This is a genomic window from Pseudomonas sp. LB3P58, assembly GCF_054897895.1.
In genome coordinates, this window is the sequence record NZ_JBUBVE010000001.1 from 321,518 (window position 1) to 343,254 (window position 21,737).

The 21,737-nt window shown below is 59.2% G+C and carries 25 protein-coding genes; 6 read left to right on the forward strand and 19 right to left on the reverse strand.

Features of this window, described 5'->3' with window-relative positions; translation table 11 throughout:
* Positions 1 to 91: 91 nt before the first annotated feature.
* The 3 genes from ACYZTZ_RS01430 to ACYZTZ_RS01440 are packed head-to-tail and all read right to left on the reverse strand — an operon-like array spanning position 92 to position 3,496.
* Positions 92 to 997, reverse strand: coding sequence for an acyltransferase (locus tag ACYZTZ_RS01430; RefSeq protein WP_461996986.1), 906 nt, complete (start codon positions 995 to 997; stop codon positions 92 to 94).
* Positions 998 to 3,097: a phosphate acetyltransferase gene (gene pta / locus ACYZTZ_RS01435; protein ID WP_008150719.1), complete on the reverse strand. Its 2,100-nt coding sequence runs from the start codon at positions 3,095 to 3,097 to the stop codon at positions 998 to 1,000. It abuts the gene before it with no gap.
* Between the two features lie 60 nt (positions 3,098 to 3,157).
* On the reverse strand, positions 3,158 to 3,496 hold the full coding sequence (locus tag ACYZTZ_RS01440; protein ID WP_056742973.1) for a DUF3565 domain-containing protein: 339 nt from the start codon (positions 3,494 to 3,496) through the stop codon (positions 3,158 to 3,160).
* On the opposite strand from ACYZTZ_RS01440, the gene ACYZTZ_RS01445 reads away from it, so the two are divergent.
* From ACYZTZ_RS01445 to ACYZTZ_RS01455, 3 genes are all read left to right on the forward strand, one after another.
* Positions 3,465 to 3,950 carry an FKBP-type peptidyl-prolyl cis-trans isomerase gene (locus ACYZTZ_RS01445; RefSeq protein ID WP_007901600.1) on the forward strand — a complete coding sequence of 162 codons (486 nt, stop codon included), beginning with the start codon at positions 3,465 to 3,467 and terminating at the stop codon, positions 3,948 to 3,950. The two genes, ACYZTZ_RS01440 and ACYZTZ_RS01445, sit on opposite strands and share 32 nt — an antisense overlap.
* Positions 3,951 to 4,074: 124 nt before the next feature.
* Positions 4,075 to 4,557 (forward strand): glutathione peroxidase, encoded by a 483-nt coding sequence (locus ACYZTZ_RS01450; RefSeq protein ID WP_056742975.1) that lies wholly within the window; start codon positions 4,075 to 4,077, stop codon positions 4,555 to 4,557.
* A 156-nt stretch (positions 4,558 to 4,713) separates the two neighbouring features.
* Positions 4,714 to 5,817 (forward strand): NADH:flavin oxidoreductase, encoded by a 1,104-nt coding sequence (locus tag ACYZTZ_RS01455; RefSeq protein ID WP_461996987.1) that lies wholly within the window; start codon positions 4,714 to 4,716, stop codon positions 5,815 to 5,817.
* Between the two features lie 117 nt (positions 5,818 to 5,934).
* On the opposite strand, the gene ACYZTZ_RS01460 is transcribed toward ACYZTZ_RS01455, so the two are convergent.
* Positions 5,935 to 7,134, reverse strand: coding sequence for a glycosyltransferase family 4 protein (locus ACYZTZ_RS01460; protein ID WP_461996988.1), 1,200 nt, complete (start codon positions 7,132 to 7,134; stop codon positions 5,935 to 5,937).
* A 40-nt stretch (positions 7,135 to 7,174) separates the two neighbouring features.
* Positions 7,175 to 7,927 carry a sulfate transporter CysZ gene (gene cysZ / locus ACYZTZ_RS01465; protein ID WP_461996989.1) on the reverse strand — a complete coding sequence of 251 codons (753 nt, stop codon included), beginning with the start codon at positions 7,925 to 7,927 and terminating at the stop codon, positions 7,175 to 7,177.
* A gap of 316 nt (positions 7,928 to 8,243) precedes the next feature.
* Here cysZ and trxB point away from each other — a divergent pair, with 316 nt between their 5' ends.
* Positions 8,244 to 9,200 (forward strand): thioredoxin-disulfide reductase, encoded by a 957-nt coding sequence (gene trxB / locus ACYZTZ_RS01470; RefSeq protein ID WP_008150707.1) that lies wholly within the window; start codon positions 8,244 to 8,246, stop codon positions 9,198 to 9,200.
* 194 nt (positions 9,201 to 9,394) lie between these two features.
* On the opposite strand, the gene ACYZTZ_RS01475 is transcribed toward trxB, so the two are convergent.
* From ACYZTZ_RS01475 to ACYZTZ_RS01525, 11 genes are all read right to left on the reverse strand, one after another.
* On the reverse strand, positions 9,395 to 10,681 hold the full coding sequence (locus ACYZTZ_RS01475) for an NAD(P)/FAD-dependent oxidoreductase (protein WP_461996990.1): 1,287 nt from the start codon (positions 10,679 to 10,681) through the stop codon (positions 9,395 to 9,397).
* Positions 10,682 to 10,744: 63 nt separating this feature from the next.
* Positions 10,745 to 11,572, reverse strand: coding sequence for a transporter substrate-binding domain-containing protein (locus tag ACYZTZ_RS01480; protein WP_461996991.1), 828 nt, complete (start codon positions 11,570 to 11,572; stop codon positions 10,745 to 10,747).
* A gap of 46 nt (positions 11,573 to 11,618) precedes the next feature.
* Complete coding sequence (locus ACYZTZ_RS01485; protein WP_056742988.1) at positions 11,619 to 12,410, reverse strand: amino acid ABC transporter ATP-binding protein; 792 nt, start codon at positions 12,408 to 12,410, stop codon at positions 11,619 to 11,621.
* Between the two features lie 6 nt (positions 12,411 to 12,416).
* Positions 12,417 to 13,391, reverse strand: a complete 975-nt coding sequence (locus tag ACYZTZ_RS01490) for an amino acid ABC transporter permease (RefSeq protein ID WP_461996992.1) — start codon at positions 13,389 to 13,391, stop codon at positions 12,417 to 12,419.
* 131 nt (positions 13,392 to 13,522) lie between these two features.
* Positions 13,523 to 14,773, reverse strand: a complete 1,251-nt coding sequence (locus ACYZTZ_RS01495; protein WP_461996993.1) for a 2-aminoadipate transaminase — start codon at positions 14,771 to 14,773, stop codon at positions 13,523 to 13,525.
* Between the two features lie 123 nt (positions 14,774 to 14,896).
* A complete protein-coding gene (locus ACYZTZ_RS01500) occupies positions 14,897 to 15,235 on the reverse strand; it encodes a HopJ type III effector protein (protein ID WP_461996994.1) in 339 nt (112 codons plus the stop codon).
* Positions 15,228 to 15,524 carry a DUF1244 domain-containing protein gene (locus tag ACYZTZ_RS01505; RefSeq protein ID WP_008150700.1) on the reverse strand — a complete coding sequence of 99 codons (297 nt, stop codon included), beginning with the start codon at positions 15,522 to 15,524 and terminating at the stop codon, positions 15,228 to 15,230. The genes ACYZTZ_RS01500 and ACYZTZ_RS01505 overlap by 8 nt, the downstream gene beginning before the upstream one ends.
* A gap of 67 nt (positions 15,525 to 15,591) precedes the next feature.
* Positions 15,592 to 15,963: a dihydroneopterin triphosphate 2'-epimerase gene (folX, locus tag ACYZTZ_RS01510; RefSeq protein WP_129438421.1), complete on the reverse strand. Its 372-nt coding sequence runs from the start codon at positions 15,961 to 15,963 to the stop codon at positions 15,592 to 15,594.
* A 2-nt stretch (positions 15,964 to 15,965) separates the two neighbouring features.
* Entirely contained in the window at positions 15,966 to 16,541 is a 576-nt protein-coding gene (gene folE / locus ACYZTZ_RS01515) for a GTP cyclohydrolase I FolE (protein ID WP_461996995.1), read from the reverse strand.
* Positions 16,542 to 16,563: 22 nt separating this feature from the next.
* Complete coding sequence (gene folM / locus ACYZTZ_RS01520; RefSeq protein WP_461996996.1) at positions 16,564 to 17,274, reverse strand: dihydromonapterin reductase; 711 nt, start codon at positions 17,272 to 17,274, stop codon at positions 16,564 to 16,566.
* Between the two features lie 72 nt (positions 17,275 to 17,346).
* Entirely contained in the window at positions 17,347 to 17,916 is a 570-nt protein-coding gene (locus ACYZTZ_RS01525) for an antibiotic biosynthesis monooxygenase (RefSeq protein WP_461996997.1), read from the reverse strand.
* 211 nt (positions 17,917 to 18,127) lie between these two features.
* Here ACYZTZ_RS01525 and ACYZTZ_RS01530 point away from each other — a divergent pair, with 211 nt between their 5' ends.
* Complete coding sequence (locus tag ACYZTZ_RS01530; RefSeq protein WP_461996998.1) at positions 18,128 to 19,087, forward strand: MerR family transcriptional regulator; 960 nt, start codon at positions 18,128 to 18,130, stop codon at positions 19,085 to 19,087.
* A 1-nt stretch (position 19,088) separates the two neighbouring features.
* Here ACYZTZ_RS01530 and ACYZTZ_RS01535 read toward each other — a convergent pair whose 3' ends face one another.
* On the reverse strand, positions 19,089 to 19,694 hold the full coding sequence (locus tag ACYZTZ_RS01535) for a hypothetical protein (RefSeq protein ID WP_129438411.1): 606 nt from the start codon (positions 19,692 to 19,694) through the stop codon (positions 19,089 to 19,091).
* Positions 19,695 to 19,748: 54 nt separating this feature from the next.
* Positions 19,749 to 20,225 carry a PAS domain-containing protein gene (locus ACYZTZ_RS01540; protein WP_056743003.1) on the reverse strand — a complete coding sequence of 159 codons (477 nt, stop codon included), beginning with the start codon at positions 20,223 to 20,225 and terminating at the stop codon, positions 19,749 to 19,751.
* A gap of 154 nt (positions 20,226 to 20,379) precedes the next feature.
* Between ACYZTZ_RS01540 and ACYZTZ_RS01545 the strand changes: the two genes are divergently transcribed.
* Complete coding sequence (locus tag ACYZTZ_RS01545) at positions 20,380 to 20,835, forward strand: flavodoxin (protein WP_056743005.1); 456 nt, start codon at positions 20,380 to 20,382, stop codon at positions 20,833 to 20,835.
* Here the strand turns inward: ACYZTZ_RS01545 and ACYZTZ_RS01550 are convergent.
* On the reverse strand, positions 20,816 to 21,712 hold the full coding sequence (locus ACYZTZ_RS01550; protein ID WP_461996999.1) for a LysR family transcriptional regulator: 897 nt from the start codon (positions 21,710 to 21,712) through the stop codon (positions 20,816 to 20,818). The two genes, ACYZTZ_RS01545 and ACYZTZ_RS01550, sit on opposite strands and share 20 nt — an antisense overlap.
* Between the last annotated feature and the right edge of the window lie 25 nt (positions 21,713 to 21,737).

Genomic DNA, 21,737 nt, shown 5'->3' on the forward strand with positions numbered 1-21,737 from the left:
GCGAGCAGGCTCGCTCCCACAGTGGATCTTCGGCGAACACTGAACTTGTGGGAGCGAGCCTGCTCGCGAAGGGGCCAGTACAGGCTCCTGATTACTTGGCTGGATACTCCCGATGCATCTGCCCAAGTAGCGCATCCTTGTCCTGCCACAACTGGTTGATCCAACCCTGAAACTGCAATCGATACTCGCCGTCCTGGTCGTAGTTCTTGCCGATGAACTGCGGCGGAATCTTCAGCTCCTGAAAGTGCACCACCACATCCTTCACGTTCCCACAGAGCAAATCCCAATAACCGGGACGGCCAGCCGGGTAGTGAATGGTCACGTTGACGATGGCTTCCAGCTGCTCACCCATGGCATCCAGCACAAACGCAATGCCGCCCGCCTTCGGTTTGAGCAAGTGACGGAACGGCGATTTCTGCTGGGCATGCTTGCCTTCGGTGAAACGCGTGCCTTCGACGAAGTTGAAAATCCCCACCGGGTTATGGCGAAACTTGTCGCAGGTCTTGCGGGTGGTTTCCAGATCTTTGCCTTTCTTCTCCGGGTGCTTTTCCAGGTAGGCCTTGGAGTAGCGCTTCATGAATGGAAAACCGAGCGCCCACCACGCCAGACCAATCACCGGCACCCAGATCAGTTCCTGTTTGAGGAAGAACTTCAGCGGGCGAATCTTTCGGTTCAGCACGTACTGCAACACCATGATGTCGACCCAGCTCTGGTGGTTGCTGGTGATCAAATACGAGTGCTGATAGTCCAGGCCTTCCAGGCCGCTGAGCGTCCAGCGCGTGTGGCCGAGCAAGTCCATCCAGGCCTTGTTGTTGCTGATCCAGGCTTCGTGGATGTGGCTCATCAGCCAATCGGTAAAACGCTGGGCGGCGGAGAAGGGCAGCAGCAGTTTGAAGATCGCCACGATGAACAACGGTGTGCAACAGGCAATGGTGTTCAGCGCCAACAGCAGCGAGGCAATCACGCCTCGCAGCGGTGCAGGTAGGGAATCCAGCATTTAAAGATCCAAAGGTCGGTTGGCAGCTTGAATCGCGGTCAACGCGATGGTGTAGACGATGTCGTCAACTTGCGCGCCGCGCGGCAGGTCGTTCACCGGTTTGCGCAGGCCTTGCAGCATCGGCCCGAGGCTGACGCAGTCGGCGCTGCGCTGCACGGCTTTGTGGGTGGTGTTGCCGGTGTTCAGGTCGGGGAACACGAACACTGTGGCGCGACCGGCGACCTGGCTGTTTGGCGCCAGTTGCCGGGCAACGGTTTCGTTGGCAGCGGCGTCGTACTGCAATGGGCCGTCGATCAGCAGCGAGTTCTGTTGTTCATGGGCGAGCAACGTCGCTTCGCGGACCTTCTCGACTTCTTCACCGCTGGCCGATTCACCGCTGGAGTAGCTGATCATCGCCACGCGCGGAGTGATGCCGAAGGCGGCTGCCGAGTCGGCGCTTTGCAGGGCGATCTCGGCCAGTTCGCTGGCGCTCGGGTGCGGGTTCATTACACAGTCGCCGTAGACCAGCACTTCCTCGGGGAAGAGCATGAAGAACACCGATGACACCAGCGTGCAGCCCGGCGCCGTTTTAATCAGCTGCAGGGCCGGGCGGATGGTGTTGGCGGTGGAGTGAATGACGCCGGACACCAGGCCGTCCACTTCATCCAGCGCCAGCATCATGGTGCCGATCACCACGGTGTCTTCCAGTTGCTGCTCGGCCATCGGCGCGTTGAGGCTTTTGGTTTTGCGCAGGGCAACCATCGGCTCGACGTAGCGCTCGCGAATCAGGTCCGGGTCGAGGATTTCCAGCCCTGGCGGCAGCTCGATGCCTTGAGCGCGAGCGACGGCTTCGACGTCCGCCGGTTTCGCCAGCAGTACGCAACGGGCGATACCACGCGCCTGACAGATGGCCGCGGCTTGCACGGTCAACGGCTCGCTGCCTTCGGGCAGGACGATGCGCTTGTTGGCAGCCTGGGCGCGCTGGATCAATTGATAACGGAACACGGCGGGCGACAGGCGCATTTCCCGTGGCGTGCCGCAGCGTTGGTGCAGCCACTTGGCGTCGAGGTGGCTGGCAACGAAATCGGTGATGATCTCCGCGCGCTCGCGGTCGTCGATCGGGATTTCCTTGTTCAAACCGTTCAACTGGTTAGCGGTGTCGTAGGAACCGGTGCTCACCGACAACACCGGCAGGCCCGCCTGCAACGCACCTCGACAGAGGTCCATGATGCGCGGGTCGGGCAGGGTGTCGCTGGTCAGCAACAGGCCGGCCAGCGGCACGCCGTTCATGGCGGCTAGGCTGACGGCGAGGATGATGTCGTCGCGATCACCGGGCGTCACCACCAACACGCCGGGCTTGAGCAGCTCCACGGTGTTACGCACGGTGCGGGCGCAGATGATGATGTTGGTCATGCGTCGGGTTTCGTAATCACCGGCATTGAGAATCTGCGCGCCCATCAGGTCGGCGACGTCGCGGGTGCGCGGGGCGTTCAATTCCGGCTGGAACGGAATGCAACCCAGCAGACGGAAATCGCCACTGCGCAGTAACGGTGAGTGTTCCTTCAAACGCGAAGCGAAAGCCTCCATGCTTTCATCGGTTTTGACCTTGTTGAGGATCACACCGAGGACCTTCGGGTCTTTCGGGCCGCCGAACAATTGCGCCTGCAATTCGACTCGGCCGGACAGTTCGGTCAGCACTTCGTTTTCCGGTGCCGAGACCAGGATCACTTCGGCGTCGAGGCTTTTCGCCAAATGCAGATTGACCCGCGCGGCGTAACTGGCGCTGCGGGTCGGGACCATACCTTCGACGATCAGCACGTCTTTGCCGACTGCAGCCTGCTGATAGAGGGTGATGATTTCTTCGAGCAACTCGTCCAGCTGACCGTCGCCGAGCATGCGCTCGACGTGCGCCAGACCAAGCGGCTGAGGCGGTTTCAAACCGTGAGTGCGGGCCACCAGTTCGGTGGACCGTTCAGGCCCGGTGTCACCCGGATGCGGCTGGGCAATCGGTTTGAAAAAGCCGACCTTGAGGCCGGCCCGCTCAAGAGTACGCACCAGCCCGAGGCTGATGGAGGTCAGACCCACACCAAAATCGGTGGGCGCGATAAAAAAAGTTTGCATGCGAATTCTCTGGAGGTGCATGGCAATGGTGACGACCTATGTCTGGCCGTTTACCGAAATTCAGTCGCCAAGGTTATCGCTAACCGAGCCTTGTGCGCACCAACCGCAATCAAAGGGCTGGCCTATTTTTTCAATACGTTGCGCGGGGTCCAGGACCCAGGCGCGCGATTGCCACGGTGGCTGGTGGCGCAGGTGCTGGGTGTGACCGCAGGAAAGCTCGGCCACCCAGTGCCCGTCCTCATCCTGATGGAAGCCTGTGACCGTCGAGCCTTTCGCCGCCACCCGTCTGTCCGGGTTGTGTTCGCTTTCGGGCGATTGCTTCGCTAAACTTGGCCATTCTTCATTCTTATGCAAAAGGTCTCGCCCCATGCTGATCGCCGCCAATAAGGCTGTCTCCATCGACTATACCCTGACCAACGACGCTGGTGAGGTCATCGACAGTTCCGCCGGCGGCGCGCCGCTGGTCTACCTGCAAGGCGCAGGTAACATCATTCCGGGCCTGGAAAAGGCTCTGGAAGGCAAAGCAGTCGGTGACGAACTGACTGTCGCCGTAGAACCTGAAGATGCCTACGGCGAATACGCTGCCGAACTGGTCAGCACATTGAGCCGCAGCATGTTCGAAGGCGTCGACGAGCTGGAAGTGGGCATGCAGTTCCACGCATCCGCTCCGGACGGCCAGATGCAGATCGTCACCATTCGCGATCTGGACGGCGACGATGTCACCGTCGACGGCAACCACCCGTTGGCTGGTCAGCGCCTGAATTTCCAGGTCAAGATAATCGACATCCGTGACGCCAGCCAGGAAGAAATCGCTCATGGTCACGTCCATGGCGAAGGTGGCCATCACCACTGATTTTCTGCGCTAAGCTTTCGAGAACTGGAGAGGCGCCCGAGGGGCGCCTTTTTAGTCCGCGGCTGTCCCTGGTGACACCGCCAAGTGGCTGTTTCGAGAAGAACACGGGAATTTGGAGTTCGTCATGAGTGCTTTTCACGACCTTAAATTGACAGGCCTGGATGGTCAGGAGCTACCGCTGGCGCCTTTCAAGGGGCGTGTCGTGCTGGTGGTCAACGTTGCCTCCAAATGCGGCTTGACCCCACAGTACGCGGCGCTGGAAAACCTCTACCAGCAATACAAGGACAAAGGCTTCAGCGTGCTGGGCCTGCCGTGCAACCAGTTTGCCGGTCAGGAACCGGGCTCCGAGCAAGAGATCCAGGATTTCTGCAGCCTCAACTATGGCGTGACCTTTCCGTTGTCCAGCAAGCTGGAAGTCAACGGTCACGATCGTCATCAGCTGTACCGTCTGCTGGCGGGCGAGGGTGCTGAATTTCCCGGTGACATTACCTGGAACTTCGAAAAATTCCTGCTGGGCAAGGACGGTCGCGTGCTGGCGCGGTTCTCGCCGCGTACGGCGCCGGATGATCCGACTGTCGTTCATGCGATCGAAAAAGCCCTGAGCTGAACCAAAAAAATCGCAGCCACTGAGCTGCGATTTTTTATGCCTGCCTTTTGAACCTTAATCACCGCAATCAATAGTGCTGTGCATCGCTTGCCGCTCCGCATATTATCGCCGTCATAAAACATCTATCCCGTCGATACCGTTTTCGTGGAGCGCCCCATGCCCGTCAAAGCCCTGTTCAAACCGTTCCACCTCGGCACCCTCGAATTGCCGACCCGCGTCGTCATGGCGCCGATGACCCGTTCGTTTTCGCCGGGTGGCGTTCCCAATTCCAAAGTGATCGAGTACTACCGTCGTCGCGCCGCTGCGGGTGTTGGCTTGATCATCACCGAAGGCACCACCGTCGGCCATAAGGCTTCCAACGGTTACCCGAACGTGCCGCATTTCTACGGTGAAGCAGCGCTGGCCGGCTGGAAGAAAGTGGTCGACGCGGCTCACGCTGAAGGCGGCAAGATCGTTCCGCAGCTGTGGCATGTCGGCAGCGTGCGCCGCATCGGCACCGAACCGGATGCCAGCGTGCCGGGTTATGGTCCGTCGGAGAAATTGAAGGACGGTCAGGTCGTGGTTCACGGCATGAGCAAGCAAGATATCCAGGACGTGATCGCCTCGTTTGCCCAAGCCGCCAAAGATGCCCAGAGCATCGGCATGGACGGCGTGGAGATTCACGGTGCCCACGGCTACCTCGTGGACCAGTTCTTCTGGGAAGGCAGCAACCAGCGCACCGACGAATACGGTGGCAGCCTGGCTAACCGTTCGCGTTTTGCCATTGAACTGATCCAGGCGGTGCGTGCAGCGGTCGGCGAGGGTTTCCCGATCATCTTCCGTTTCTCTCAGTGGAAGCAGCAGGATTACACCGCGCGTCTGGTGCAAACACCGGAGGCACTGGGTGAATTTCTCAAGCCATTGTCCGACGCCGGCGTGGATATTTTCCACTGCTCGACGCGCCGTTTCTGGGAGCCGGAGTTCGACGGTTCCGAGCTGAACCTGGCCGGCTGGACCCGCAAACTCACTGGCAAGCCGACCATCACCGTGGGCAGTGTCGGCCTGGACGGCGAGTTCCTGCAGTTCATGGTCAACACCGACAAGATCGCGCAGCCGGCCAGCCTGGAAAAACTGCTGGAGCGTTTGAACAATGATGAGTTCGACCTGGTGGCCGTCGGTCGTGCGTTGCTGGTGGACCCGGACTGGGCGCAGAAAGTGCGTGACGGCCGTGAAGAAGACATCCTGCCGTTCAGCCGTGAGGCGTTGATGACCCTGGTTTAAGCGGCGTCTGAGTGGACCCTATCGCGAGCAGGCTCGCTCCCACAGGTTTTGTGCACGACACAGAACCCCTGTGGGAGTGAGCCTGCTCGCGATGACTGATCTGATGTCACCCAAAAACTAGGGGACAGTCGATGCATTCGGCACCACCAACTCCCCCATACAAGCCCCGCGCAACTGCCCTTCAAACTGCTCGATAATCGCTGCCCAGCCCTGGCGACTCGCATGCTGACGCGCATTAAGCCGTACGCAGCGCAAGGTTTCGCGCTCCTCCAACAGCCAACACGCCGCATCGCAGAACGCCTCTTCGTCCCCCGGCATCGCCAGTACGCCGTTGTAGCCATGGCGGATGTGCTGAGCCGCCGCCGCTTGATCGTAGGCCACCACACCCAGTCCCGAGGCCAGCGCCTCGAGCACCACGTTGCCGAAAGTCTCGGTCAGGCTTGGAAACAGAAACACATCCCCCGACGCGTAGTGACTGGCCAAGGCTTCGCCGCGTTGTGAGCCACAGAAAATCGCCTCGGGCAGTTCTTTCTCCAGGACCACTCGTTGCGGGCCGTCGCCGATCACGATTAACTGAATTTTGCGCTGTGGATAAGTGGCTTTCAGTGTGTCGAAGCAGCGTTTGAGCAGGCCAAGATTTTTCTCCGATGCCAGACGTCCTACGTGGATGACCGCGATGTCGTCGTTACCCAGCCCCCAACTCTCCCGCAGGGCGTTAATCCGCTTGGTCGGGTGAAACAACTGGCTGTCGACCCCGCGCGACAGCAACGCCAGGCGCTCGAAATGCCGGCGCTCCAGTTCCAATCTTTGGCTCACGCTCGGCACCAGGGTCAGCGTCGAACGATTGTGAAACCAGCGCAGGTAGTGGGTCAGCAATCGCGTCAGCAGTCCAAGCCCATACTGGCTGGAGTACTGCTGGAAATTGGTGTGAAAGCCGCTGACCACGGAAATCCCCAAGCGCCGCGCCGCGCGCAACGCGGACAATCCCAGCGGTCCTTCCGTGGCGATATACAGCACGTCCGGTCGATGACGCTTCCAGCGCCGCAGCAGCTTGTGCATCGACGACTGACCCCATTGCAGACCCGGATAGCCCGGCAGCGGCCAGCCTCGACACAGCAACAACGCATCGTCGCTGCCCAGCTGCTGATCGCAACCCTGACGCGGTCGCACCAATTCCACCTGATGCCCGCGCGCGCGCAAGCCGTCACACAAGCGGCCGAGGGTATTGGCCACTCCGTTGATTTCGGGAGGGAAGGTTTCGGTGATCAGGGTGATATGCAGAGCTGTCGTCATGACCTCAGTGTCGGCTGAGGCCATGTCGTCAGTGTGACGGTGGGATGATGGATTTGTGACCGGGTCAGCGCTGGGCCACCAGGTTTTCTGCGCCGCGTTCACGCACCCAGAACAGCGTCGCACCCGCCACGGCGGCCGGCATCATCAGGATATTGACCACCGGAATCAGCAGCACCAGATAAACACTGCCGCCGAAACTCATGCTCTGCCAGCGCTTCTCGCGCAGCCAGGCGAGCATCTCGTTCCAGCCCAGTTTGTGGTTATCCGCCGGGTAGTCGATGTACTGGATCGCCATCATCCACACCCCGAACAGCAGCCACAGTGGCGCCGCGATGATGTTCACCACCGGGATGAACGAGAGAATGAACAACCCGATCGCCCGCGGCAGGAAGTAGCCGAGTTTGCGCATCTCCCGGGCCAGGGTGCGGGGGATCATTTCGATCAGTTCACCCCAACTGAAGGACGGGAAGTCGTCGGTGCCGCGCACCACCACTTCGACTTTTTCCGCGAGGAAACCGTTGAATGGCGCGGCGATGACGTTGGCCAGCATGGTGAAGGTGAAGAACACCATCAACACCACCAGCACCACGAACAACGGCCAGAGCACATAACTGAGAAAACTCAGCCAGTCGGGCAGGGACGGCATCAACGTATCGACCCACAGGCTGAATTGATGGCTGGCCAGGTAGATCAATCCGACGAACAGCACCAGGTTGATCACCAGCGGCAACAGCACAAACAAACGCAGGCTTGGGCTCAGGACCAGCTTGAGGCCTTCGCGCAGGTATTGCGGGCCGGACAGAACGGGGGCGGGCATAACGTGCTCCGAGCAAAGGGGAAACGCGCCGACCTTACCGGCTTTGCCTGACGGGCGAAAGCGCGGTAGCAGCATCGACATTAACTGTAACAAAGGCGCCTATGTCTCCATCGTGATGGGATAGAGACCGCCTATGAGCTGGATTGTTAAACCGTATTTCCTTAATCTTCGCCCCCTCGATACGCTGCACCCAATCTTTTTTACAGGACTGTCGAGCTCAAGCCTTCCCCAAGTGCTTTCAACGGTCCTTTTTTATTCCCGCCGGCAACCCGGCGTTCCGTGCCAGATATTTCGGGCCGGTCAACAGGAGCAGGTCATGTCTGAAGTCCGTCATTCGCGAGTGATTATTCTCGGTTCCGGCCCTGCCGGTTACAGCGCCGCGGTCTATGCCGCCCGTGCCAACCTCAAGCCACTGCTGATCACCGGCATGCAAGCCGGCGGTCAACTGACCACCACCACCGAAGTCGACAACTGGCCTGGCGACGTCCACGGCCTGACCGGCCCGGCGCTGATGGACCGCATGAAAGAGCACGCCGAGCGCTTTGAAACCGAAATCGTCTTCGATCACATCAATGCCGTGGACTTCGCTGCCAAGCCGTACACCCTGACCGGCGACAGCGCGACCTACACCTGCGACGCGCTGATCATCGCCACCGGCGCCAGCGCTCGTTACCTGGGTCTGCCGTCGGAAGAAGCGTTCATGGGCAAAGGCGTTTCGGCCTGCGCGACCTGCGACGGTTTCTTCTACCGCAACAAGCCAGTGGCCGTGGTCGGTGGCGGCAACACCGCCGTTGAAGAGGCGTTGTACCTGGCCAACATCGCCAGCAAGGTCACCCTGATCCACCGTCGCGAAACCTTCCGCGCCGAGAAAATCCTGATCGACAAGCTGAATGCCCGGGTTGCCGAAGGCAAGATCGTCTTGAAGCTGAACTCGACTCTGGACGAAGTCCTGGGCGACAACATGGGCGTGACCGGTGCCCGCCTGAAGAACAACGATGGCAGCTTCGACGAGCTGACAGTTGACGGCGTGTTCATCGCCATCGGCCACACCCCGAACACTTCGCTGTTCGAAGGTCAGCTGACCTTGAAAGACGGCTACCTGGTTGTGCAGGGCGGCCGTGACGGCAACGCCACTGCCACCAGCCTCGAAGGTATCTTTGCTGCCGGTGACGTGGCTGACCACGTTTACCGTCAGGCCATCACCTCGGCCGGCGCCGGTTGCATGGCGGCACTGGACGCCGAGCGCTACCTCGACGACCTGCAGAACGCTTGATTCTGATTCTGTAGAAAGCAAAAAAACCGGCCTCGGCCGGTTTTTTTGTGTCCGCGATTCCACGGCCAATACAGGACGAGTGTGGGAGCGGGCTTGGTCCGGGCGGCGTTCCGACGAAAGCTGTTTGTCAGTCGACATCAATGTTGAATGTAACGACCTCTTCGCGAGCAAGCCCGCTCCCACAGGATTTGTGGTTAGCCACGAAACCGCTCCTGAACAAAGTCCATGACCTTCAACGATTGATAGATGGCATTGGCGGCAATCCGTCCGAATGGCCCGCCGTTCCAGTCCAGCAGGTACGGTTTGAACAGCTGATAACGCGTACTTTCCCCACACACCGCTTCGGCGATGACCCTGCCGCCAATCGAGCCGGTGTTCAAGCCATGGCCACCAAACGAGGTGCAGGCCCAGACGCCCGGTTCCAGCAATCCCAGGTTGGGCATCTTGTTGGTGGAGTAACCCATCAGGCCGGACCAGGCCAATTCGATTTTGACCGGGGCCAGTTGTGGATAGACCGAGACCATGTCGGCCTTGAGCATGGTGGCGAGGGCTTTTTCGTTCTGTTCGTTGCGGGTGGTGATGCGTCCGCCCCAGAGCAGGCGATCGCCTTCGACCACGCGGTAATAGTCCGAGGCGCGGCGGTCGTCGGAGAACGCGGCGCTGGAGTCGAGTACGTTTTTGATCGAGTCGCCCAGGTGTTCGGTCAGCACCACATAAGTAGCAATGGGCAGGTAGGCGCGGCTGAGTTTTTGCAACTCCGGGCCGCCGTAACCGCCGGCGCAGAACACCAGGTCCTGGCAGCACACGGTGCCGTTGGCGGTCTGGACGATTTTGTCGGCGCTGTCGCGCCGCCAGGCCAGCATTTTTGATTGTTCGAAAATCCGGCCTCCCGCTGCTTCGATGGCGAGGGCCAGTCCCAGGCAATAATTCAGTGGATGAAAGTGCAGGGCGTTGGGATCTTCGATGCCTTGGAAATAGCGCAGGGTGTGGGCCCGCTCGCGGACCTGAGGGGTGTCGAGGTAGTTGAGTTCATAGCCGAAGTCCCGGCGCATCGTGTCGATGTGGTTTTTCACACCAGCACTGTCGTCGTAACGCTTGACCTGAATCGTGCCAGCGGATGGATCGCAGCCAGTCAGTGCCAGTTCGGTGATGTTGCGGCGGACAATCTCCACACCCTCGGCCGACATTTGAAACAGCGCCTTGGCCTGTTCCAGTCCCAGCTTCTTGCGGATCGCTCCCGAACCCTGAGCCCAGCCCGGCGAGACCACGCCGCCATTTCGACCGGACGCGCCCCAGGCAACTTGCCGGTCTTCGAGGATGATCACGCGTTTGCCGCGCCGGGTCAGCTCCAGGGCAGCGGTAAGGCCCGCGATCCCGGCGCCGATGATGCAGACGTCGCAAGTTTCGTCAGTGCTCAGTTCGGGCCTGGCCGCTCGGGGTAGCGAAGTTTGGGAATACCAGGTGGTGGGGATGTTGTGCATGGTGAATCCTTAAAAGATCGCAGCCTGCGCAAGTGCGCCAGGCATGCGATCTGGGGGATTGGCTTACTTGACGGTCGAATAATCCACGCCGTACCACTTGGTCGACAGCTTGGTCAGCGTGCCGTCCTTGTGCATCGCGCCGATGATTTCACCGAGCTTGGCCTTCAATTCCGCGTCACCCTTGTCGGTGGCAATGGCCAGGGGTTCGTAGAACACCACGTCGTTATCGACGGCACGCAGCGGGTAGTTTTTCTTGATGGCCGCTTCCAGCGTGCTGCGCTGAGTGAGGATGCCGTCGAGACGAACGCCGTCACCCAGACGCAAGTCATCCAACGGCCCGAGGGAACCGGCATAGGTCTTCATCTTCTTGGTCTGTACGTCGTAGGCGACGGGCGGCATGTCAGTCGCTTCGATGGCCAGTGCCTGGTTCAGGTAATCCTCGGACGTGGTGCCGCCTTCGACACCGATCGTTTTGCCATTGAGCGCTTTGTGGTCGGTGAGTGTGGATTTGTTGTGAACCGCAAATACGTAGGGCACGTAGTAATAGGTCGCGGGGAAGTCGAGAATTCGCGCGCGACTTTTAGTGGCGGTCATCGAGCCCACGGACATGTCCCAGCGCCCGTTCCACTTGCCGGCGGTGATCACGTCCCAGTCGGGGGTAATGAACTTGACCTCGACGCCGAGACGCTTGGCGATCTCTTTGGAAACGTCGATATCAAACCCGTCGATTTCATTCTTGTCGTTGATAAACCCTTGGGGTGGCCAGGTCGCGGACGTGGCGACGGTCATTGTTTTACTGCTCTGGATTTTGTCCAGTACGGCTCCGGCGTTGGCGGCGCCGACGAACACCAGCGACATTGCGGCTGCGATTACGTGTTTTTTGCTGACCATGTCCATCTCCACTTATCGTTATTGTTATGAAGGGGCAAAGCGGTGCTCAGTGACCAATGATCTGTGACAGGAATTTCTGTGCGCGTTCGGTTTGCGGGTTGTTGAAAAACTCGGAAGGGGTGGCTTGTTCTATGACCTGGCCCTGGTCCATGAACAGCACGCGGTCGGCGACCTTGCTGGCAAAACCCATTTCGTGGGTTACGCAAATCATGGTCATGCCGTCGGTGGCCAACTCACCCATCACGTCCAGCACTTCGTGGACCATTTCCGGATCGAGGGCCGAGGTGGGTTCGTCGAACAGCATCACTTTGGGGTTCATGCACAGCGCCCGGGCAATCGCCACGCGTTGCTGCTGGCCACCGGACAGTTGCGAAGGGTACTTGTCGGCGTGTTCGGCAATTCGCACCCGCTCCAGGTAGACCTGAGCGCGCTTTTTCGCTTCGGCAGATGTCACGCCTTGCACCAGTTGCGGGGCCAGGGTCAGGTTGTCCATCACGCTTAAGTGTGGGAACAGGTTGAAGCTCTGGAACACCATGCCGATTTCCCGGCGTACCGCGCTGACACTTTCGGCCTCGCTGGTGAGGGTGATGCCGTTGACCTGAATATGACCTTTCTGGAAATTCTCCAGATGGTTGATGCAACGAATCATCGTCGATTTACCCGAGCCTGATGGCCCGCACACCACCAGGATTTCGCCCGTGGCGACGTTCAGGTCCACATCGCGCAACGCGTGAAAATCGCCGTACCACTTGTTCAGGCCGGTGATGGAAATCATTGACTGGCGGGGTTGCGCTGCAGGCGCAAGGTTGAGTTGTTCAGCGGTATTGGTTCGAGTCATCACGCATCAACCCCTGGCAATGGATCGGTTGACCCGTTTTTCGATTCGCGCCTGCACCCGTTCGAGAATGAACGACAGGGCCCAGTAAATCATTGCGGCGGTGATCAGCATTTCCAGGTGGCGGAAGTCCGCGCGGCCCTGGGTCTTGGCCAGGTACATCAGTTCCCAGACGCCGATCACCGACACCAGCGAACTGTCCTTGAGCATGGCGATGAACTGGTTGCCGGTGGGCGGGATGATCACCCGCAAGGCTTGCGGCATGATCACCCGGCTCAGGGTCTTGAGCGGGCTGATGCCCAGGGCTCGTGAGGCTTCCCATTGGCCCACCGGAATGCTCTGGATGCCCGCACGAAAAATCTCGGTCATGTAGGCGCCGTAGCACAGCGACAACGCGAAGATGCCGGCCGGCACTGCGTCCACCACATAACCCAGTTGCGGCAGTCCGAGGTAAATCAGGTAGATCTGGATCAGCAGCGGAACACCGCGAAAGAACGAGGTGTAGAACGAGGCGATGGCGTTGGCCAGGCCGTTGTTCGACAGCTTGGCTACGGCACCGATCAACGCCAGCACGAAGGCAATCACGATCGCCACGGCGGAGATGTACAGCGTGGTCGCCGCGCCCTGGATGATCAGGAAACCGATCTTGTCGAGGATGAAGCTGTAGGAGAGGTCGAAGGTGTCGAAGAACGCCAGGAACAGGATCAGCAGTTCGATCCATACCACGGTGGTCTGCACCTTGAACTTCAAGCGTCCGAGGACGTGAAAGTTCAGTGTGCCCAGTGCGGCAATCGCCAGGCCGAAGGCGATATTGCGAGCGGTCAGGCTGTCCGGGGCATTGCCCAACAACGGATGCAGGAAATGACTGAGGGCGCTGTTACCCAGGTTCATCAGGTAGGAGCCGAGAAACAGCACCACGGCTACGCCAAGCAGGAATTGAGGATCATTGGACTTTTTTTTATAAATTATATTGTCGTGATACATGAATGCCTCAGGCTTGTAGGTGGTAGTGATCTCGCTTGGTAAAAGGGGTATTTGGCCAGTATTGCGACGCAAAATCGGGGACTACAAGCGAACATAATTCGCTATGTCAGTCCCTGATCGTAGTTTGCTTTTCAGGAAAGGTTCGCCAGGCAGGTCTCAAGGATATCCAGCCCTTCTTCCAGCACCGCGGCCTCGGTAGTCAGCGGTGCCAGCAGCCGAATGATGTTTCGCGACTTGCCGCTGGGCATCAGCAGCAAGCCCGCGTCGCGGGCCAGGGCCAGCAGCTGCGTCAATTGCGCCGAGGCCGGTGTGCCGTCGGCATTGGTCAGCTCGATACCGCGCATCGCGCCAACGCCGGTCAAGCGGCCCAGAAACGGAGAAAGCTTGTTGGCGCGCCAGGCTTCGTAGCGGCTGACGATGGCCTCTTCCTGTTGCGAGCCCCAGGCGTGCAGGTTCGCATCGGTCATCTCGTCCAGGGTTGCCAGTGCCGCGGCGCAGGCAATCGGGTTGCCTGAATAGGTGCCGCCCAGTCCGCCTTTGGGCAAGGTGTCGAGCAGCGACTTGCGCCCGACCACCGCGCCCAGCGGTACGCCACCGGCGATGCTTTTAGCGAGCAGGATCAGATCGGGTTCAATACCCAGTCGCGAAAACGCAAAACGCTGGCCGGTGCGACCGAAGCCGGACTGGATTTCATCAGCGATCAGCAAGATGTTTTTTTCATCACAGAAACGACGTAGCGCCTGGGCGAACTCCACGTCCATCGCCAGGAAGCCCGCTTCACCTTGCACCGGTTCGACGATGAAACACGCCACGTCTTCGACATCGATTTCGACGCTGAACAGTCGATCCATGGCCTTCAATGCCTCGGAGCAGGTCACGCCGTTGTCCTTGCTCGGGAAGGGCAGGTGAAAAACCGGACCCGGTAGCACGCCGACTTTCTGTTTGTAGGGCGCGACTTTGCCGTTGAGGTTGAGCGTGGCGAGGGTGCGGCCATGGAAGGCGCCGTCAAAGGCGATGACGGCCGTGCGACCGGTGGCGCCACGGACGATCTTCAGGGCGTTTTCCGCCGCTTCCGCGCCGCTGTTGGTGAGCATGCCGCTGACCGGGTAGTCCACCGGAATAAACGCGGTGAGACGATCCATCAGTTCGATGTAGGGCACATGCGGGGCGGCGTTGAACGCGTAGTGGGTCAGCCGGGTGGCTTGTTCGCGAATGGCCTCGACGATGCGTGGATGGCAATGGCCGAGGTTCAGTACACCGATGCCACCGACGAAGTCGATGTAGCGTTTGCCATCGGTGTCCCAGACCTCGGCATTTTTGCCGTGGCTTAGTGTGACGGGATGAACGATGTTGATCGACTGGCTGATGGTTTCGCTGCTCATGGATACCTGACTCAGAAGAAGGGATGCTTCTTTTTATCTAAGCCGTGAGCAGCGGTACCCGGCAAACGAAATAAAGTTGCCGGGTCAATCTTAAAAGTCGGGATGTGTTTGGAAGGTGTTGAATCAGCGGCGAGTCAGCGGCTGTTGAGTGAACTTCACACCGGCTAATCCATGAGCAATCAACGCGCGGATATTGCCGTGATCGCTGCCTTCAGGCGTGGCCACCACCGAACGATAATGTTCGCCGAACGCCAACAGCGCTTCTTCATCGCTCAAGCCTTCCAACAGCGCCAGACCCAGGGTCTTGGACGAGCCTTCATTCTGCCCGGCTGCGTTTTCCACGCCGCCATTGTTGAAAGCCTGAGGCTGATAGTCGTAGCCGGCGGCGATGAAGGCCAGGGTGTCGGCAAAAACGTGTTCGCCGCTCTTGAGGCTGGCGCGCAGGGTGTTCAAATCACTCATTGGGTTTTCCTTTGGCGAACGCCGCTTGTTGTTCGGCGTTGGCTTCTTGCTGGTATTGGGCTTTCCACTCGGCGTACGGCATGCCGTAAACCACTTCGCGGGCGTCATCGAGGCTGACCTCGATCTGGCGTTCATCGGCAGCGGCCTTGTACCACTTGGACAAGCAGTTACGGCAGAAACCGGAGAGGTTCATCAGGTCGATGTTCTGCACATCCTTGCGGCTGTCCAGGTGGGCGACCAGCCGGCGAAAGGCGGCGGCTTCGAGTTCCAGGCGTTGTTGATCGGTCATGGCGGGCTCTGTGCAATCAAATCGTGCGCGGATGATAAAAGTCTGACGAACAATGTGCCAGACGTGGTCAGCGGCTCGCTGCAAGCGTAATAGACACCGACTCTGCGAATCGCAGGGCGTGGGGCTTGTCGACTTCGACCTCGGCGTACAACACCGACTCGTTGGCCATGACCAGATCGAGAATTTCCTGAGTCAGGCGTTCGAGCAGGGCGAAGCGATTGCCTTCCACGTGGGCGATGATCGCCTTGGTGATGGTGCGGTAGTTCAGCGCGTGATCGATGTCGTTGTCACGCACCGCTTCCTGAGCGGCATACAGGATGGTCAGGTTGATCAGCACATCCTGCTTGTTGAGGATTTCATCCTCGTTGATCCCGATGAAGGTCCGCAGGCACAGGTCCTTGACCCGGATGCGTGCCGTTCCTGGTTGAAGTTGTGGCATTGCTACTTGCTCCGTCCAATCAATTGCAGGAACTCCTGGCGGGTGTTGCTCGACTCGCGGAAGGCGCCGAGCATCACCGAGGTGTTCATGGTCGAATTCTGTTTCTCGACGCCGCGCATCATCATGCACATGTGCTTGGCTTCGATGACCACTGCGACGCCCGCCGCACCGGTCACTTGCTGTACCGCTTCGGCGATTTGCCGAGTGAGGTTTTCCTGGATTTGCAGGCGACGGGCGAACATGTCCACCAGTCGCGCAATCTTCGACAGGCCCAGCACCTTGCCCGTTGGAATATAAGCCACATGCGCCTTGCCGATGAAGGGCAGCATGTGATGTTCGCAGAGCGAATACAGCTCGATGTTGTCGACGATGATCATTTCATCGTTGTCGGAAGCGAACAGCGCGCCGTTGACGATCTCTTCGACACTTTGTTCGTAACCATGGCAGAGGTACTGCATGGCTTTTGCCGCGCGAGCCGGGGTGTCTTGCAACCCTTCACGGTCCGGGTTTTCACCGAGGCCGATGAGGATCTCGCGGTAGCTCTGGGACAGGGCGTTCTGGGGCAGGGATAACGTCATGGAACATCCTCGCGGGGGCCGCTTATTTGATGTGCCGTCCGCCGTTGACGGTCAGGGTCGTGCCGGTGACATAAGGGTTGTCGAGCAAATAACGCAGGCTCTGGTAGATCACTTCGCAGCCGGGTTCGATACCCAGCGCGGACTTGGCCAGTGCCTTGGCGCGGTACGCCGCGTCGTCGTCGGGGTTGAACATTAGCAGGGCTGGCGCGATGCCGTTGACCTTGATTGTCGGCGCGTATTTCGCGGCGAAGGACAGGGTGAGGCTGTCGAGCCCGGCTTTGCTGGCGCAGTAGCCAATGTGCTTGCTGCTGCCCTTGCGGGTCACGTCGTCGCTGATGTGCACGATGTCGGCGGGACTTGAGCGCTGCAGCAAGTCGACACAATGCAGGTTGATCAGGTAGGGCGCCAGCATGTGGACGTTGAACATGCGGGTGAAGGCGGTGGCGTCGGTGTCCGGGGTTTCGGCCAGCCATTCGGAGGCGTTATGGACAATCGCCCGCAGGCTGTCGGTGTGGTTTTTCAGTTCGCTGATGAACGCGAAGATTCCGGCTTCAGTGGAGAAGTCGGCAAACACCGCGGTCGCCCCCAGGTCGCGCAGGGTTTGCACGCCGGGGCGTTCACTGCGGTAGCTGAAGATCACCGGCTGGCCATCCTCGAGCAAACGCTGCGCACAGTGCAGGCCGACACGTTGGCCGGCACCGGTAATGAGAATCGGGGCTACGAAAGAGGTCATGAACGGCTCGCGTCGCGGTAAGAGCAAAACTATACCAGCGACGAGAGGCGTACACCTATTGTGGTAGCAGGCTTAGCGATTCTGCGTTGAAGGCTCGGCAGGCAGCGGCCGTTGCGGCGCGGTGTTCAGCCAGCTGGCCAGCAGGCGGGTCGACAGCGGAATGAAGAAGTAGACCATCAGTGGGGTCAGGCACAAGGTGCTGATGAACACCCGGCTCAGCAGACCCATGTCGCTCAGCAACGGCCCGAGGACAAAGTTGAACAGCAGGGAAACCGGAAAGAATGCCAACCAGATCGCCACGGCCTGTTTCCAGCGTGGTGGGCGCTGGCCGGCCGCGCCGAACCAGCCTTCGATGCCGCTGACACGATGTTCCGTTGGATGGGCAAACAAGTCACTGCCGCGAGCCAGCCAGGCGGTGCGCGAGGCGGAATGCTCCCAGGCGTGCAGCGTCTGCTCGTCGGCGAAGCGGAAAATAATCTGGAATTCGTCATCGTCGGGCGGCGGAGCGAGCACGCCAGAGCCGAGATAGCCGGGAAAATCGGTGGCCAGTTGTTCGCCTTCGCGCAACCAGGCGATCAGGTCTTGATAACGCCCATCGGCGACGCGGCGCGCAACCATCAGCGTGACGGGTGAGGTAGACATTGTGTATCTCCGTATGACAATCGCGTCGCTCCGGATAGGAGTTTCGCCAGGCGCAGCGCCGGGGTGGTGGGCTGCGTCTTGGAACAAGCAAGGATTATTCCTGATTCTGCCTGGAACGTCAGTGATATTCGTCGCCATCAACGTCTTGTAGGGCGTGGGGGCAGGAGAGTTAGAATGGGATCCAATTTATACATGGACGTAGAATTATAAAATGCCTGTCCTGACTGACGTTGTCCCTGGCTTGCAGCCTGGTCTTCCTCTCGAGCAGGAAGAACTGTTTCCGATTCGTGAAGTGGCGCGCCTGACCGGGGTCAACCCGGTCACGCTACGTGCATGGGAACGCCGCTATGGGCTGATACAGCCCGCGCGCACTGAAAGTGGGCACAGACTGTATTCGATGACCGATATCGATCGGGTCCGCACCATCCTTGGCTGGATCGAACGCGGCGTTGCTGTCAGTAAAGTCGGCAAGATACTGGCCAGGATTGCACCGCTTCAGACCCTGGCGCACATCATCCCGAATGAACTAGTGCACGCTGACTACACGCAATGGCAGCAACAGGTTCAGGCGGCGGTGAATGTCTTTGACGAGGTTCAACTGGAGCAGGTCTATGGACAGATCTTTTTCAGTTATCCGCTAACTGTCGTATTTCAGGACATTTTGCTTCCACTCTGGAAGCAATTACTGCAGCGTCATGAGGCGTTCGGTCAGGCCAGCGAGTGGTTTTTCCTGGATGGTTTTCTACGTTCTCGAGTGTTGCAACGCCTGCTGCTGGTGCGTGTCTTGCAGCCGCGACGGGTGATTGTCTGCGGCCTGAATGATCAGTGTCGTGAACTCGAAGTGCTGGTAACCGCGCTGTTTCTGAGCAGTGTCGATTCGGCTATTCAAGTGTTGGCTATCGGTCAGCCATTCGACGAATTGGCCCTGGTCTGCGAGCGGATCAAGCCTCAGGCGCTGGTGCTATTTTCCAATCACGCGCCTGCGCCCGAGTTGCCACGGCGGTTGAAGCGCCTGGCCTTGAGCCTGGATTGTCAGTTGATGCTGGCGGGGGATGCGTCCGATCTGGTGCAGGAAAGCCTGGCTGGATCGTCGATTGGATGTCTGGGTAACGAAGGATTGGTCATGCGTCAGCGTTTGAAACAGTTCCTGACAGGTAACCTGGATACTTGAATCAGAGATGCATGGCCGGATGCGTCAGCCGATGCTGTTGAAGGATGTACTGGCGCAGACGCTCGGTTTCGTCCTTGTCACCCTGATTCAACTGATAGGCAAAGAAGCCGCTCTCGGTTTCTTTCTCGAAGGTGCCGCGCAACGCGATGCGCTCGTAGCCAGACGGGCTGAACCACAAGGCGAAATGTTTGGGCGGTTTGGTCTTGTTGCGAACTTCCAGCAAGACCCCTTTGAACGACACTTCGTGCACCCACATCGTACCGGGTTGGCCATTGGCATTCTCCAGCGCTACCGGCTCTTCGAGTACCAGGCGCCATGGCCGGACCATCGGTCCGTCTTCATAGATGCTGGGGACGCCGAGGCGTAAATGCAGCGCATGAAATTCGTCTTCCACCAGGTGCAGCGGGAAGGTCATTTGCTGATTTTCGAAGTTGGCCTGGATGGTGACTTGCTCATGAGCGGCAAGGCGCGTGAGCAGGTCACGAATCTGTGAACCACCGTTGACGAGCAGGCTCGACGTCGCATCCCGCACATTGAGTTGCGGGTTGTGTTGCATTGTCTGGATAAAATCCAGCTCATCCTGGGTCAGGAGTGCGTCGCGTTGCATAATCTGCTCGACAGAAAAAGTTACAAAGTCACTGGTGATTGTAGTTAATGACAATCAATCCTTCGTTTTGTTTTCGCCGTTCGTCGCTTTTAGTGCGGCAAGCTCGGCCTGGACCTCAGCCAATTGCGCCTCCAACTGCGCGACTCGCTGCTGCGCCTTGACCTGAAGGGTGACGTCTTTCTGCACACCGATGAAATAAGTCTGTCCGTCATCCGGGTTCTTCACCGTCGAGAGGGACAGCTCGTTCCAGAACGGCGTGCCGTCCTTGCGATAGTTCCTGAGGATTTCCCGGCAGGAACCGCCACTGCTCAACGCCTCGCGAATCAACGGGAGAGCTTCCTGGTCGCGGTCCCCTGACTGAAGAAAACGGCAATCCTGGTAGAGGATTTCTTCGCTGGTGTAACCCGTCAGGCGTTCGAATGCCGGGTTGACGTAAATCAGGATGTTGTCCTGCTCGCCTTCCTTTTCGGCAATCACGATGCCGTCGTTGGAAGCGTTGATCACCATTTGCAGCAGTTGGGCGTTAATCATCGGAGAATCCTTTCCAATTTGATTGTGGGATGCATTCTAAAAGAACACTGAGAACTTTCTACTGGTCACCCGCGTTAATTGAGAGTCAATCGCAGCTTTTTTGCCACGGCTGTTAATATCCCCCGTCTTTTTACTCAGCTTCAGGATCAGATTGATGAAAGTCGCCATCCTTTCCGGCTCGGTGTACGGCACGGCTGAAGAAGTCGCCCGCCACGCCGCAAATATTTTAAAAGCAGCGGGTTTCGAAACCTGGCACAACCCGCGTGCAACCCTCGCCGATGTTCAGGCTTTTGGTCCCGAAGCCTTCCTGGCGGTGACCTCGACCACCGGCATGGGCGAGTTGCCGGACAACCTGCAACCGTTGTATTTCGCAATCCGTGACCAGTTACCAGCTGCCTGGCGTGGCTTGCCGGGTGCCGTGATTGGTCTGGGCGATGCGAGTTACGGCGATACGTTCTGCGGCGGTGGCGAGCAAATGCGTGAATTGTTCGGCGAACTGGGCCTACGCGAAGTCCTGCCAATGCTGCGCCTGGATGCCAGTGAAAGCGTGACGCCGGAAACCGACGCCGAGCCTTGGCTGGCGGAGTTGGTCAGCGCTCTGCGGGGCTGACCGGCCGCTCGCGCAGCAGGGCGAGCCAGGCTTGCGCGGCTTTTGACAGGTACGCGCCCTGACGCCAGATGAAGGCGATATCCCAGCGCAGATAACCCGGTGCGTTCAAGGTCAGGCGCACCACGCCTGGCCGCACCAGCCCGCGTGCCACCACGCGCGGCAACAGCACCACACCTTGACCGGCCGCCACCAGCGCCGCGAGAAAGTCAGCCTGGCCGCTGCGACCACCTTCCTTCGGCGTAAATCCCAGTTGCTGGCAGGCTTGCAGCAAGCGGTCATTGAGCACGAAGCTGCGCTGATACAGCAGGAATGGAGTGTCGGCCAATTCCTCCAGCCCAATCACCGTCTTCGACGCCAGCGGATGGTCGGCCGGCAGCAGGGCGTCCAGCGGTTCATCGCAGAAAGGCTGGAAGGCGAACTGCGGGTCCTTCGTCAACAGGCTGCCACCCAGTTCCAACTCTCCACTCAAAACGGCCTGTTCGATGTTCAGGCTACCGCCCTCAAGCAATTGAATGCTGATGTTCGGGTAGCGTCGTCGGTATTCGGCGAACAGTCCGGCGAACAGCGCGTCGCTGCCCAGAAGCGGCAAACCCAGACGCAATTCCCCGCGGGCCAGTTGGCTCAAGTCATCCAGCTCACTGAGCAGTTCGTTGCGCAGCCGCAACATGCCTTCGGCCCGTTGCAGGACCACGCTGCCGGCGGCGGTAAGACGCAGCTGCGAACCCTGCCGTTCGAGCAGCGCAGTGCCGAGGCTCTGTTCCAGTTGAGCGACCTGTTTGCTCACCGCCGATTGACTGATGTGCAAGGTTTTGGCGGCCTGAGTAAAACCACCCTGATGCATGACCTCGACGAAGCTGCGTAGCTGTTTGAATTCCATGTGCATGATTCCATTTTGGAATGGC